This window comes from Pseudomonas sp. S3_C06, from assembly GCF_054667675.1.
In genome coordinates this window covers 1,095,914-1,110,161 of record NZ_CP162747.1, presented here as the reverse complement: position 1 = coordinate 1,110,161, position 14,248 = coordinate 1,095,914, and the positions used below count along the sequence as shown (strand labels likewise).

The 14,248-nt window shown below is 60.8% G+C and carries 12 protein-coding genes; 11 read left to right on the top strand and 1 reads right to left on the bottom strand.

The features are described 5' to 3' along the window. Positions 1-42: 42 nt before the first annotated feature. The 11 genes from catA (at position 43) to AB4N44_RS04760 (ending at position 13,495) form a co-directional block, all read left to right on the top strand. On the top strand, positions 43-960 hold the full coding sequence (catA, locus tag AB4N44_RS04810) for a catechol 1,2-dioxygenase (RefSeq protein WP_460109984.1): 918 nt from the start codon (positions 43-45) through the stop codon (positions 958-960). 495 nt (positions 961-1,455) lie between these two features. Further along, positions 1,456-2,502: an isopenicillin N synthase family dioxygenase gene (locus AB4N44_RS04805; RefSeq protein WP_460109985.1), complete on the top strand. Its 1,047-nt coding sequence runs from the start codon at positions 1,456-1,458 to the stop codon at positions 2,500-2,502. 27 nt (positions 2,503-2,529) lie between these two features. Continuing rightward, positions 2,530-3,339, top strand: coding sequence for a MetQ/NlpA family ABC transporter substrate-binding protein (locus tag AB4N44_RS04800; RefSeq protein WP_460109986.1), 810 nt, complete (start codon positions 2,530-2,532; stop codon positions 3,337-3,339). Next, complete coding sequence (locus AB4N44_RS04795) at positions 3,336-4,136, top strand: methionine ABC transporter ATP-binding protein (protein WP_460109989.1); 801 nt, start codon at positions 3,336-3,338, stop codon at positions 4,134-4,136. The genes AB4N44_RS04800 and AB4N44_RS04795 overlap by 4 nt, the downstream gene beginning before the upstream one ends. Continuing rightward, positions 4,133-4,804, top strand: coding sequence for a methionine ABC transporter permease (locus AB4N44_RS04790; RefSeq protein WP_007950374.1), 672 nt, complete (start codon positions 4,133-4,135; stop codon positions 4,802-4,804). Before AB4N44_RS04795 ends, AB4N44_RS04790 begins: the two co-directional genes overlap by 4 nt. Positions 4,805-4,812: 8 nt before the next feature. Further along, positions 4,813-6,369 (top strand): sugar ABC transporter ATP-binding protein, encoded by a 1,557-nt coding sequence (locus AB4N44_RS04785; protein WP_460109992.1) that lies wholly within the window; start codon positions 4,813-4,815, stop codon positions 6,367-6,369. Further along, positions 6,362-7,387: an ABC transporter permease gene (locus AB4N44_RS04780; protein WP_160040603.1), complete on the top strand. Its 1,026-nt coding sequence runs from the start codon at positions 6,362-6,364 to the stop codon at positions 7,385-7,387. The genes AB4N44_RS04785 and AB4N44_RS04780 overlap by 8 nt, the downstream gene beginning before the upstream one ends. A 23-nt stretch (positions 7,388-7,410) precedes the next feature. Beyond that, positions 7,411-8,466 (top strand): substrate-binding domain-containing protein, encoded by a 1,056-nt coding sequence (locus AB4N44_RS04775; protein ID WP_460109994.1) that lies wholly within the window; start codon positions 7,411-7,413, stop codon positions 8,464-8,466. A 158-nt stretch (positions 8,467-8,624) separates the two neighbouring features. Further along, positions 8,625-9,290, top strand: coding sequence for a sulfite oxidase-like oxidoreductase (locus AB4N44_RS04770; protein WP_460109997.1), 666 nt, complete (start codon positions 8,625-8,627; stop codon positions 9,288-9,290). 427 nt (positions 9,291-9,717) lie between these two features. After that, positions 9,718-12,105, top strand: coding sequence for a TonB-dependent receptor plug domain-containing protein (locus tag AB4N44_RS04765; protein ID WP_127928401.1), 2,388 nt, complete (start codon positions 9,718-9,720; stop codon positions 12,103-12,105). Further along, on the top strand, positions 12,095-13,495 hold the full coding sequence (locus tag AB4N44_RS04760) for an APC family permease (RefSeq protein ID WP_460158185.1): 1,401 nt from the start codon (positions 12,095-12,097) through the stop codon (positions 13,493-13,495). The genes AB4N44_RS04765 and AB4N44_RS04760 overlap by 11 nt, the downstream gene beginning before the upstream one ends. Before the next feature lie 116 nt (positions 13,496-13,611). On the opposite strand, the gene AB4N44_RS04755 is transcribed toward AB4N44_RS04760, so the two are convergent. Then, the gene (locus tag AB4N44_RS04755; RefSeq protein WP_460110004.1) at positions 13,612-14,073 is read right to left on the bottom strand and encodes a DUF3574 domain-containing protein; all 462 of its coding nucleotides are present in this window, start codon (positions 14,071-14,073) and stop codon (positions 13,612-13,614) included. Positions 14,074-14,248 lie beyond the last annotated feature (175 nt).

Genomic DNA, 14,248 nt, shown 5'->3' with positions numbered 1-14,248 from the left:
CCAAGAACTGCGTCGACACAACAACAAGATGAGGTAACCACCATGACCGTGAAAATTGCCCACACTGCCGAGTTGCAATCGTTCTTCAAAGAAGCCGCCGGTTTTGCCAACGACGACGGCAACTCCCGGCTGAAAACCATCGTCCTGCGCATCTTGCAGGACAGCGCCAAGATCATCGAAGACCTCGAGATCAGCGAGGACGAGTTCTGGAAAGCGGTCGACTACCTCAACCGTTTGGGTGCTCGCTCGGAAGCAGGATTATTGGTCGCGGGACTGGGCCTCGAGCATTTTCTCGACCTGCTACAGGATGCCAAGGATGCACAGATCGGCTTGACCGGCGGCACACCGCGCACCATCGAAGGCCCGCTCTACGTGGCCGGCGCGCCGCTGTGTGAAGGCGAGTGCCGCATGGATGACGGCAGCGAGGAGGGCGTCGCCACCGTTATGCACCTCGAAGGCCAAGTGTTCGATCTGCAGGGCCAGCCGTTGTCCGGTGCCACCGTTGACCTGTGGCACGCCAACACCAAGGGCACCTATTCGTTTTTCGACCCGAGCCAGTCCGAGTACAACCTGCGCCGCCGCATCATCACCGACGCCGATGGCCGTTACCGCGCTCGCAGCATCGTGCCGTCCGGCTATGGCTGCGACCCGCAAGGGCCGACCCAGGAATGCCTGAACCAGCTCGGCCGCCATGGCCAGCGCCCGGCGCATGTGCATTTCTTCATCAGCGCACCGGGGCATCGGCACCTGACGACGCAGATCAATCTGTCGGGTGATCAGTATTTGTGGGATGACTTCGCCTATGCCACCCGTGAAGGTTTGGTCGGGGAGGTGGTGTTCCGCGAGGACGCGGTTTTGGGGCGTTATGCCGAGCTGAAGTTTGACTTCCAGTTGCAACCGGCGCCGGACGCCAGTGCCGAACAACGCAGCCAACGGCCGCGTGCGTTGCAAGACGCTTGATACCGAGTCGTCTGTTTCCCTCACCCTAACCCTCTCCCAGAGGGAGAGGGGACTGACCGAGATGACCTTGAGTGCTACGTCGACCTGAACGTTTTGTACCGAATCCAACCCGGTCGTTCAGGTCGATGCATAACGCTAAACAACTCGGTCGGCTCCCTCCGGGAGAGGGTTGGGAGGATACTGACCGAGGCGATATTTAGTGCTACGCCGACCTGAACAGTTTGTGCCGAATCCATAATCGACTCGGTCGTTCAGGTCGATGTATCGCGATATACACCTCGGTCGGCTCCCTCTCCCTCCGGGAGAGGGCTGGGGTGAGGGGAAATCAGGCCTAAGGTAATGCGAAAAAGATATTGGCTACGTATTTTTAAGATCGTTTAGTTTTGTCACAACGATGAATCAAAACGCATCAAACCGATAGACCCCCGATTGCCATGACGGCACACGCTGAATCGATCACAGGTTCTTCAGGTTTGATTCACACGGGAGTGAATCATGCCGCATACCCTCGATATCACCGCATTACCGACGCTGGACCTGTCGCTGTTCGAAGGCACGGCGCAACAGCGCTACGAATTTCTTGAAGACCTGCGCCACGCCGCGCGCGACGTCGGCTTCTTTTACCTGACCGGCCACGGTATCGACAGCGACTTGCTCAAGCAGGTACAGGCCCACGCCCGGCAATTCTTCGCCTTGCCCGAGAGCGAAAAAACCGCCGTCGGCATGATCAATTCACCGCACTTTCGCGGTTACAACCGTGCCGCCTCGGAGATCACCCGTGGCCAGCCCGATCTGCGTGAGCAGTTCGATCTGGGTGCCGAGCGCGAGGCGTTGCCATTGACGGCGGACAGCCCGTTCTGGGCGCGGCTGCAAGGCCCCAACCAATGGCCGGCGGCACTGCCGGAACTGAAACCTTTGCTGCTGGAATGGCAGGAGGCGATGACGCGGATGTCGTTGCGCCTGCTGCGTGCGTTCGCTCAGGCGTTGTCGCTGCGCGCCGATGCGTTTGATCAGCTCTACGGCGACAAGCCCAACGAACACATCAAGTTGATGCGCTATCCCGGCCAGTCCAGCGAGTCGAGCCATCAAGGTGTCGGCGCACACAAGGATTCCGGTTTCCTCAGCTTCCTCCTGCAAGACCAACAGGCCGGGCTGCAAGTCGAGATCGAAGAAGGGCGCTGGATCGACGCGTTGCCGCGTGAAAACACCCTGGTGGTGAACATCGGCGAACTGCTCGAACTGGCCAGCAACGGTTATCTGCGCGCCACGGTGCACCGGGTGGTTTCGCCTCCGGCGGGCAGTGAACGCCTGTCTGTCGCGTTCTTCCTCGGTGCGCAACTGGACGCCGTGGTGCCGCTGTATCCGCTGCCCACCGCACTGTTGCGCGAGGCTCGCGGGCCGGCGAGTGATCCGCTCAATCCGCTGTTTCGCGATGTCGGCTGGAACTACCTCAAGGGTCGTTTGCGCTCACATCCGGATGTCGCGCAGCGCTTCTACGCCGATGCGTTGCTGCCGCCACCGCCCGTTCGTAAATCCGCCTGACTCAACCACCGCTCAAGGACTCCGCACATGATCAAGAAAGCAGGTTTGACCCTGGCCGTGCTCGGCGCGCTGGTGACGTCGTTCGGTGCGCAGGCGCAGGAGCCGTTGCGCGTGGCTGCCGACCCGGTGCCCCACGCGCAGATTCTGGCGTACATCCAGAAAATCGATCCGCAGCTGAATCTTAAAGTCATCGAGATCCCCAATGGTGTGAACTCCAACGAACTGTTGGTGCACGGTGATGTCGACGCCAATTACTTCCAGCACCTGCCGTACCTGAAATCCCAGGAAAAGGCCCTCGGCGAGAAACTCGCGGTGGCGGCCACGGTGCATATCGAACCCTTGGGCATCTATTCGCACCGGCACAAAAGCTTCGCCGACGTGCCGGTAAAAGGCACCGTCGCCGTGCCCAACAACGTCACCAACCTGAGTCGGGCGCTGTACCTGTTGCAGGACAACGGCTTGATCAAGCTCAAACCCGGCTTCAACGATCCTGCGGCCGATCAGGCAACGCCCAAGGACATCGCCGAAAATCCGAAACAGCTGAAGATTCTGGAAATCGAGTCGCCGCAGATTCCACGCTCGCTGGACGACGTCGATCTGGCCGTGATCAACGGCAACTACGCGCTCGACGCAGGCCTGGTGCCGGCCAAGGATGCCTTGGGTCTGGAGAAAGCCGAGCACAACCCGTACGCCAACATTCTGGTGACCACACCAAAGCTCGAACACGACCCGCGTATCGCGCAACTGGCCAAGGACCTGACGTCGCCCGAGGTCGCCAAATACATCACCGACAACTTCGCCGGTTCGGTGATTCCGGTGGCGGGCGGCAAGCCATGATCGCCGTCGAGCAGTTGAGCAAGACTTATCCTTCGGCCGCGCAACCGGCACTCGATCAGGTCTCGCTGAGCATTCCCGACGGCGCGGTCTACGGGATTCTCGGGCGTAGCGGCGCGGGCAAGTCGACGCTGCTGCGTTGCCTCAATCTGCTCGAACGACCGGACAGCGGACGCATTCTGCTGGATGGCATCGACCTGCCGACGCTGTCGGTCAGCGAACTGCGCCAGCAGCGCCAGCGCATCGGCATGATCTTCCAGGGCTTCAACCTGCTGCATTCGCGCACTGTTTTCGACAACATCGCGGTGCCGCTGGAGATCGCCAAGGTGGGCAAGCCGTGGCGCCACGTACGGGTCCGCGAACTGCTGGAGCTGGTTGGCTTGAGTGACAAGGCGCAGGCCTTTCCCTCGCAGTTGTCCGGCGGGCAGAAACAGCGCGTCGGCATTGCCCGCGCTTTGGCCGCTGAGCCGGCGTATTTGCTCTCGGACGAGGCCACCAGTGCGCTCGACCCGGAAACCACTGCGTCGATTCTTGAACTGCTGCGCGACATCAACCGGCAACTGGGCGTGACCATCGTGCTGATCACCCACGAACTGGACGTGGTCAAGTCGATCTGCGACCACGCCGCGTTCATGGCCAATGGACGCTTGGTCGAAGCCGGGCCGGTGCCACGTCTGCTGGCCGATGCGCAATCGCAACTGGGTGCTTCGCTGCGGCCGACCTGCGGCCTGCCGCTGGGCCACGCTGAGCCGGGCCTGAGTTTTCTAAAACAATACGGCGTACGGGCGGCGCACTCATGAACCGCACGGTCAATTGGGATGAAATCCTGCAATTGGTGTTCAACGCCACCGGTGAAACCCTGTACATGGTCCTGCTCGCAGGGCTGTTCACGCTGCTGATCGGCTTGCCGCTGGGCGTGCTGCTGTTTATCAGTCGACGCGATGGACTGCTGCCGATGCCACGCCTCAATGCCGTGCTGGGTGGCGTGGTCAACCTCGGCCGTTCGCTGCCATTCGTGGTGATGCTGATCGCCCTGATCCCGTTGACGCGGCTGGTGGTCGGCACAACGCTGGGCAGCACCGCCGCTGTGGTACCGATCACCATCGGCGCGTTTCCGTTCTTCGCGCGCATCGTCGAAAACGCTCTGGACGAAGTCGACAAGGGGCGCATCGAAGCGATCCTCGCCATGGGCGGCGACATCGGTCATGTGATCTTCAAGGTGTTGCTACCCGAAGCGCTGCCGGCGTTGTTGGCCGGGATCACGTTGACGCTGGTGATGCTGATCGGTTTTTCCTCGATGGCCGGCGTGATCGGCGGTGGCGGGCTCGGTGATCTGGCGATCCGTTACGGCTATCAGCGGTTCAACAATGAAGTGATGGTTGCCACGGTGGTGGTGTTGGTGATCCTCGTCCAAGGCGTGCAAAGCCTGGGTGATCGATTGGTTCGTTCGCTGGCGCATCGCCGCTAAGGAATTGTATGAGTGTGCCGGTCGCCGTCGTCCGCGAACCGCTGATTCGTGTACGTGAGTTGAGCAAGATATTTGGCGCGAGCCGGGCGCTGGACGCGGTCAGCCTGGACATCTATCCCGCCGAAGTGGTGGCGCTGCTCGGCGCCAATGGTGCGGGTAAGTCGACTCTGGTGAAGATCCTCGCGGGCAGCCAGACTGCCGACGCGGGCGAGATCTGGCTGGAGGGCGCGCCACGCCATTTCAGTTCGCCGCTGTCGGCGCGACGCTTCGGTATTGTCGCGGTGCACCAACAGATCAACGAGGGCATCGCACCGGGTCTGAGCGTCGCGGAAAACCTCCTGCTCGATGAACTGTGCAAGCCAGACGCGGACTTCTGGCTCAATCGCCAACGCCTGCTGGAACGCGCTGCGAGCATCGCCGCCGGGCTGGGTTTGACCTTGCCGCTGGAGCAACCGATCGAGCATCTCGGTCAGGCCGAACGGCAATTGGTGGTGCTCGCTCGAGCCTTGGCGTTGCAGCCGCGCCTGCTGATTCTGGATGAGCCGACGGCGGCGCTTTCCGATGCCGAGGCGCAGCGGCTGTTTGGATTGATCGACACCTTGCGCACTCGCGGTGTGGCGATTCTGTACATCTCCCATCGACTCTCCGACCTGCAACGCGTGGCGGATCGCGCCATCGTTCTGCGCGATGGCCAGTTCGCGGGCGAGTTCGCGGCACGGCAATTGCCGGAAGCGGTGAGTGCCATGCTGGGACAGGCGCTGGCCGAACATGTTTACCAGCCGCGCGTGGCCGGGCGCGAGGTATTGAAGCTCAGCGCCATGCAAATCCTGCCGCGCTCCGCCGCGTTCGATCTGAGCCTGCACGAGAATGAAGTGGTGGTGCTGATCGGGCTGTTGGGCGCCGGCAAAAGTGAAATCGCTGAGGTCCTGTTCGGTCTGCGTAAAGCGGCCTCGGGCAGGGTGCAACTGGGTGGCGCGGACTGGCGTGCGGACTCACCGCGCCAGGCCATTCAAAGCGGGGTTTTCTTCGCGGCCGAAGATCGCGCCAGTCAGTCGCTGATACCTGATTTTTCTTTGCGTCGCACCCTGACTTTGCCGTTTCTTGAACGCTTTACCCGCGGCGGTTTCATCCGCAACCGCGCCGAAGCGGCAGCGGTCGAGGCACAGGTGGCGGCGCTGGGGATCAAGACTGCCGGTATCGATGTGCCGATGAGCGCACTGTCGGGCGGCAATCAACAGAAAGTCGTGCTCGGCCGCTGGCTGCTCGGCGAAGGGCGGGTATTGATCCTTGATGAGCCTTTCCAAGGCGTCGACGTGCGTGCCCGCCGCGACATAGGCCAACTGCTGCGCGACAGCGCCAAGGGCAGGGCGACGCTGGTGATTTGCGCCGATGTCGATGAAGCCCTGGAAATTGCCGACCGCATCCTGCTGGTGCGCGATCACGCGGTGGTCGCCGAGTACCCGCGCGCCGGCCTCAATCGTGCTGATCTGGTCGCTGCATTGGCCGGCAGCGACGTGACCAAACCTTCCCCTCAAGCCACGCCAAGGAGCAGAGCGAGTGCCTGATTCAAGTTCACTGTTATCGATCGAGCCGGCACGCGCCGAACGTCTGCTGCACGGGTTGATCCGCTACGGCCTGTTGTGGCTGCTGGCGCTGATCGTGGTGTTTTTCAGTGTGGCCGAGCCGGCATTCCTGCGCGTCGGCAACCTGTTCAGCATCCTGCAATCGGTGTCGATTGTCGCGCTGCTGGCGCTGGGGGTGACGCTGACCATGGCCGTCGGCGGCCTCGATCTGTCGATTGGCGCGGTGGCGGCGATGAGCCTGATGATCGCCAGTTACGTGATGGTCGTGCTCGGCTGGGGTGCGGTGCCGGCGGTATTGATCAGTCTGGCCGGTGGGGCGCTGGTCGGCCTGCTCAACGGTTGGCTGATCGTCAAACTGCGGGTGCCGGACATTCTCGCGACGCTGGGCAGCATGTTTCTGGTAATCGGCGTGCAGCTGATTCCCACTGGCGGGCGCTCGATTGCGGTAGGCATGACTTTGCCCAGCGGTGAGGAAACCGAAGGTACCTTCAGTGCTGCGTTTCTGGCGCTGGGGCGTGGGCGGTTGTGGGAGGTGGTGCCGATTCCGGTGTTGATCACGGCGGTGGTAGCGGTGGCGGTGTGGCTGTTTCTCGAACGTACGCGCATTGGTCGTTTGTTCTATGCCATCGGCGGCAACGAGCAAGCCGCACGACTGGCCGGTGCACCGGTGCAGCGCTTCAAATTATTGGCTTACGTGCTCTCGGCGTTGCTCGCATCGCTGGGCGGATTGTTGCTGGCGGCGCGCTTGGGCCGTGGTGACGTCAGTTCCGGTAACGGTCTGGTGCTGGATGCCCTCGGCGCGGCGCTGATCGGGTTTGCCGTACTCGGCGCGAAGAAGCCCAACGCCTTTGGCACCCTGGTCGGCGCGCTGCTGGTGGCGGCGCTGCTCAACGGTCTGACCATGCTCAACGCGCCGTATTACGCGCAGGATTTCGTTAAGGGACTGGTGCTGGTGCTGGCCCTGATGTTCACCTTCGGCCTCGCGCATCGGGCGCGTTGAGCCGCTTCATTCAAGGATGTTGTATGCACGGTTCAATCACACAGTTCGCCCGTCATTGCCTCGCCGGTGCGTTGCTTTCGGCGATGGCACTGAGCGCTCAGGCCAAAGCCTTGCCCGGCGCACCCGCACCGTTCGACAAAGGTCAGGTGCAGATCGCGCTGGTGGGGTATTTGTTCTCCGGGGACTTCCCCGAGGCGTATTTGCGCGGCGTCGAAAAACAGACCGAAGCACTGGGTGCCAACCTGCGCGTATTCGATGCCCGGCAGCAGGCGGCGAGTCAGGGCGAGATGATCGATCAGGCGATCGATCTGGGCGTCGACGGCATCATCGTCCAGCTCGGTTTGGCCGAAACCCTGAAAGCACCGATTGATCGCGCTATCGCTAAAGGCATCAAGGTCGTCGCTTTCGACGTCGATCTGAACACCCCGCAAGTGACTCAGGTCGAGCAGGATCACCATGCGTTGGCGCGTCTGGCCCTCGATCAAGTCGTCAAGGACAACGGCACGAAGTTCGATGCCGGCTACGTGTACATCAGCGGTTTTACGCCGATGGAGCGCCGCGACGAGATCTGGAGTCAGGTCAAGAAAGCCAATCCGGGGATCGTCGAGAAGGCGCGCTTCGGCACGCTGAATCCGCCGATCGCCAACTCGGTGGCGGATCAGGCCAGCGCCGTGCTTCGCGCCAATCCGGGCATCAGCGTGATTTTTGCGCCGTTCGATGAGTTCGCCAAAGGCGCGAAAATCGCCGTCGACGAAGCAGGGCTGACGAGCAAGGTGAAGATCTACAGCGCCGATATTTCCACCGCCGATATTCAGATCATGAAAGAGCCGGACAGCGCCTGGGCGGCGACGGCGGCGGTCAATCCGCAAGTGGCCGGGGCAATTAGTGTGCGCAGTCTGGCGATGTTGATTGCCGGGGAGAGTCCGGGGCATCAGGTGCTGGTGCCGCCGACGCTGATTACCCGTCAGCAGTTGCTGGATCTGGATGTGAAAAACGTTCGGGATCTGGCGCAGAAGCTCCCGAGCTTTGGTGATACCGCGAATGTCGCGCGGGCCCCGTGGATTCCCGTGGCCAACTAGAACATTTGCCACGACATTGCCCATGTGGGAGCGAGCCTGCTCGCGAAGAGGTCTGATCAGTTGATATCTCTGTTGATTGACCCACCGCTTTCGCGAGCAGGCTCGCTCCCACAGGGGTAATGCGTAGTTGCGCAAACTGAGGGAGTTCTGGAGCTTACATGCACAACAAAGCCTTGCGATTACGCAAAAGCCGTTCGCCGAAAACCGATCCGGCACTCGGTAAACGACTGCCCCCAGGCCAAGTGCTGACGGAGCGATTTCCAATTCTCCACGAAGGCGAAATCCCGGACTACGACCTCGCCAACTGGTCGCTGCGCCTGTTCGGCACGCTCGCACAGCCTATCGAATTACGTTACGCCGACCTGCAGGCACTGCCGCAACGACAACTGCGCTGCGACATCCATTGCGTGACACGCTGGTCGAAGTTCGACACCGAGTGGAGTGGGGTGCATCTGCAGGATTTGTTGCAGGCGTTCGATATCCAGCCAACCTCGGCGTTCGTCATGGCTCATGCCGACCCCGATTACCAGACCAACTTGCGACTCGATGATCTGTTACACCCCGACAGTTTGTTGGCCACCCACTACGCCGGCCAGCCGCTGAGCGCGCAACATGGCTGGCCACTGCGGCTGGTGGTGGCGGGGCGGTATTTCTGGAAGAGCGCGAAGTGGCTGCGCGGGCTTGAATTCGTCGAACAGGAACAAGCGGGTTTCTGGGAGCAAAACGGCTTTCATCTGCACGCCGATCCGTTTGCCGAACAGCGATTCAGTGGTGATGAACTGGATATTGCCGAGGATGCCTGGCTGGAAAAAGAGTTCGACTAAGTAGCGTCTGATGCAGATCAAAACTGTAGGAGTGAGCCTGCTCGCGATAGCGGTGTGTCAGTTGACAACTTTCTTACTGATATACCGCTATCGCGAGCAGGCTCACTCCTACAGGGAACCGTATTTCAGTCTAAAAATTGTTTTTAGTTGGTTGAAGTGTTGGCTCAGCAACACTTCTGCTGAACTAAGAACAATCCTTTGGAGCGATCTAACCTAAGCGTTATTGGTTCTTTTACGAGTTGCGGCAGCTCGTCTAGCATCGGCTTTCAAGGGGAAACGTCTCACGCTGGGGAAACTGCAACTCACCGTAAAAAAGCTTTACTGCCTTCCAGAAATCCAAAACTACAGCAGACATTGCCGCGCATTGCTTGCCGAACTTTATTGTCGGTAACGGCCGGGTATTAACTGCGATTCAAGGAGCTGTTATATGCATTACCGTTCCCGTTCATTACTGGCGGCCGCTGTCGTGTCCGCTATTTGGCAACTTCCCGCTAACGCCGAAGAAACTTCCGTCAGCGCCGACAGCGAATCCCGCCTCGGTACCGTGCTGGTCACCGGCACCCGTGGCACTTCGCGCACCGTGCTCGATTCGCCGGTGCCGGTCGACGTGCTCACCGCCGAAGACCTCAAATCCGCCGGCGCCGCTGATGGTGAACTGGGCGCGGCGTTGCAGACGCTGTTGCCATCCTTCAGCCTGCCGCGTCAGTCCAACTCCGGCGGCGCCGACCATGTGCGCGCCGCGCAACTGCGTGGCATGAGCCCGGATCAGGTGCTGGTGCTGGTCAACGGCAAGCGCCGCCACACCTCAGCGGTGGTCAACGACTCGTCGAAGATTGGTCGCGGTACTGCGCCGGTCGACTTCAACTCGATCCCGCTCAGCGCGATCAAACGTATCGAAGTGCTGCGTGACGGTGCCGGCGCGCAGTACGGCTCAGACGCGATTGCCGGGGTGATCAACATCATTCTCGACGACGCCCCCGAGGGCGGCGAAGTGTCGACCAGTTATGGCGCTTATCACACCCATCAGGACGCTATCGACAAGACCACCACCGACGGCCAGAACAGCGTGACCACTGCGAAGATCGGCACGCGCCTGGGCGAAGAGGGCGGGTTTATCCGCGGCGGCACCGAATACAAAGATCGCAACCCGACCAACCGCGCCGGTTTCGACGGTTTTGCCGACACCCCCGGCCAGCGCAACTATGTGATGGGCGACGGCGTCGCGCGCGACGTCAACCTCTGGTTCAACAGCGAACTGCCGCTGGCCGGCGGCAAGGCTTACAGCTTCGGTACTTATAACCAGCGCCACACCACCGGCGCCGAGTTCTATCGCTACCCGTATGAACAGCCGCAGTTCTACCCCAACGGCTACTTGCCGCAATCGCTCGGCGACAACAAGGACATCTCCGCCACCGCCGGTTTCAAAGGCCTGCTCGGAGACGAGTGGGATTTCGACAGCAGCATCACCCACGGTCGCAACCGCTTCGATGGCTCGACCCGGCAGACGCTCAACGCCAGCCTCGGTGAAGACTCACCCACGAAGTTCGACACCGGCGATTACGAACTGCGCCAGACCACCACCAACCTCGATTTCAGCCGCGAACTGCGTCTTGGCGAGCGCTCGTTCGTACTGGCGGTCGGCGGTGAATACCGCTACGAAAACTACCTCACCTATGCCGGTGACGAGGCCTCCTACATCGGCTCCGGAGCCGACGGCGCCAACGGCCTGCGCCCGAGCGAAGAGTCGGATCTGGATCGCAACGTGTTCGGCACTTACGCCGAGTTGTCCGGCGATCTCACTGATCGCTTCTTTGTCGACGCCGCCACCCGCTGGGAGCATTACGACGATGCCGGCAGCAAACTCACCGGCAAACTCAGCGGTCGCTACAAGCTCACCGAGCAATGGGCCTTGCGCGGTGCGGTATCGAACAACTTCCGCGCACCGTCGCTGGCCCAAAGCGGCTTCCAGAACACCACCAGCAACTTCGGCGATGGCGGCACGCTGACTGACATCCGCGTGCTCTCGGTCAACGACCCGATCGCCCGCGCACTGGGCGCCGAGAAGCTTGATCCGGAAACCTCGAAGAACTTCAGCCTCGGCCTGACCTTTCAGTTGAACGAACGCTTCGACGCCTCGCTGGACGTGTTCCGCATCGACGTCAAAGACCGCATCACCCTGTCGCAACGCATTGGCAGCGATGCGCTGGAAAACTACATCAATGACAACTTCGGCGTTGCTGGCGTGCACGACGTCAACTTCTTCACCAACGCCGCCGACACCAGCACCGACGGCGCCGAACTGGTGCTCAACTACCACCAGCCGTTCTACGAAGGGCAACTGGGCCTGACCACCGCGTACACCTACAACCACACCAAAGTCACCAGCACCAAAGGCACGCCGTCGCAACTGACGGCGCTGGGCATCGGCAATGATGCACTTGTTGGCGTCGAAGAAACCAACACCCTGACCGACGCAGCGCCGAAGGATCGCTTCATCTTTTCCGCCAACTGGGCCAGCGAACACTGGGGCCTGCTTGGGAGGTTGACGCGCCAGGGCGAGACCACCCGAGTCTTCGATTTCGGCGATTCGCAACCGGAGCAAACCTACGGTGCCGTGTGGCAGCTGGACGCCGAAGTGGCTTACAAATTCACCCCGAAATTCAACATTGCCGTGGGCGGCAACAACCTCACCGACAACTACCCGGAACGCTCCGGTTCGGCGATCAACTACGGCGGCAACCTGCCGTACGACGTGCTCTCGCCGATCGGCACTAACGGCGCCTACTACTACGCCCGCGCCACCTATGGTTTCTGACGCGGGACCGGGGCGGCATCTGCCGGTGTTTCAGGCGTTGCTGATCACGCTGGGCATGGTGATCACCACCGATATTCTGAAAACCGCGCCGACCGTGGCCCTCAACGTCGGGCCAGAGCATTTCTATCTGGTGTGGGTGCTGGGCGGTGTCGCGTCGATGATTGGCGCACTGTGTTTTGCCGAGATGGCCACGGCGTTTCCGCACCCGGGCGGTGATTATCACTTTCTGCGCACGGCGTATGGCGAGCGCATGGGATTCCTGTTCGCCTGGTCGCGGTTTTCGGTGATGCACACCGGGTGGATTGCTTTGTCGGCGTTCATGTTTGCCGATTACGTCAATGCGGTGGTGCCGCTGGGTCAGTACGGCTCGGGGTTGTTTGCCGGGACGGTGATTGCGGCGCTGGTACTGCTCAATCTCACTGGAAAGCACATTGGCTTTCTCACCCAAACCTTGTTGGTGGGGTTGCTGGCGCTAGGTTTTTTGAGCATTGCCAGTGCCGGCGTTTTTTTGGCTTGGCAAGGCATCGAAGCGCCTGCGCCGAGTCTTGCGCCCGTCGCGCAAAACACCGGCATGGCCGGGTTCTCGGCGGCGATGATTTTCGTCTTTCTGGCATTTGGCGGCTGGAGCGATGCGGCGACGTTATCGGCGGAAGTGCGTGATGGCCGGCGCGGGATTTTCATCGCCATGCTCGGTGCGCTGAGCGTGTTGATGGCCATCTATCTGGCGCTCAATTGGGCGTTCGTTCAGGGCTTGGGATTCGCTGGACTGGCCGCCAGCAATGCGCCGGCCGTTGAGTTGTTGAACCGAGCCTTCGGTGCACCGGGTGTGATGCTGATTTTGCTGATGGTCGGTATCGCGGCGATTGCGACCATCAACTCGACCCTGCTGGTGGGCGCCCGTACCACTTACGCTGCTGCGCGCGATGTACCGCAACTGCGCAGATTCGGCGAATGGGATGACCGGCATGGTGTGCCGCGCAAAGCGTTGCTGGCGGAAGGTGCGGTGGCGTTGTTGCTGGTGCTGTTTGGCAGTTTTACTCAGAGCGGTTTCAACACCATGGTCGAGTACCTGACACCGGTCTATTGGCTGTTTCTGAGTTTGAGCAGCGTGGCGCTGATCATTCTGCGACGGCGCTTTCCCGAGGTGCCGAGGCCGGTGAAGGTGCCGTTGTATCCGCTGTTGCCGTTGTTGTTCTTCGGGTTGTGCCTGTACATGCTGTATTCCAGCGTGACGGTGGTGGGGGTTGGCGCGTTTTTGGGGATTGCGGTGTTGCTGGTTGGTGCCGTGCTATTGGCCGGGTTGAGCCGTTTAAAAGCGAACCCTCACCCCAGCCCTCTCCCGGAGGGAGAGGGGGCCGACCGAGTTGTCTTGCGTGATACATCGACCTGAAAGAACGAGTCGATTATGGATTCAGAGAAGCAAATACAGGTCGGCGTACGTCTCCAATATCCCCGGATCGGTTCCCTCTCCCTCGGGGAGAGGGCTAGGGTGAGGGGCTTCTGATTCTAGAAGGACACCTCCGCCGGCTGCGACAACCGCAGCACCGACAAGTCCCCGGTAATACGCTTGTAAGCCAGTCGAATCGCTTCGATGCTGGCCCCATTCTTCGCGCTGTTCTCATGCAAAATCACAATCACCTTGGTGCTCAAGCGCTCAGGCTCCTTCGCGCCCTTATCCCGCCACTGCCCATATGCATCAAGCACACTGAATCCATCAGGAAACCGCGACGTCACCTCCTGATCAAGAAAGTCACGCCAGCGCGCCGGGCTGACTGCACCGTCCTTGCCATCGATCGAACCAACGGAAAAGTACAACTCGGTGCGAATCCACTGCGCCTGCGCAGGACGCGCGGCGTCGCCTTGCAGAGTGGAACTGGCTGGATCGTGGGTGTGAACAGAGGCGGGAGGAGGGCTGGCGCAACCGGCGACTGCGATGAACAGTGCAGCCAGTAGAAGACGTCGAGGCATGGAACATCCTTATTGAACGATGAGTAAACCGCTCGAGTATAAGGTTGCGCTCTGACCGCCAATAAAGACCTAAAAGGCAGGCATATAGGCGCTTCGGGAATAACCCTTCACCGCGCAAAAAATGTGGGAGCGAGCCTGCTCGCGAAAGCGATTTTTCAGACAGCGAAAATATTCC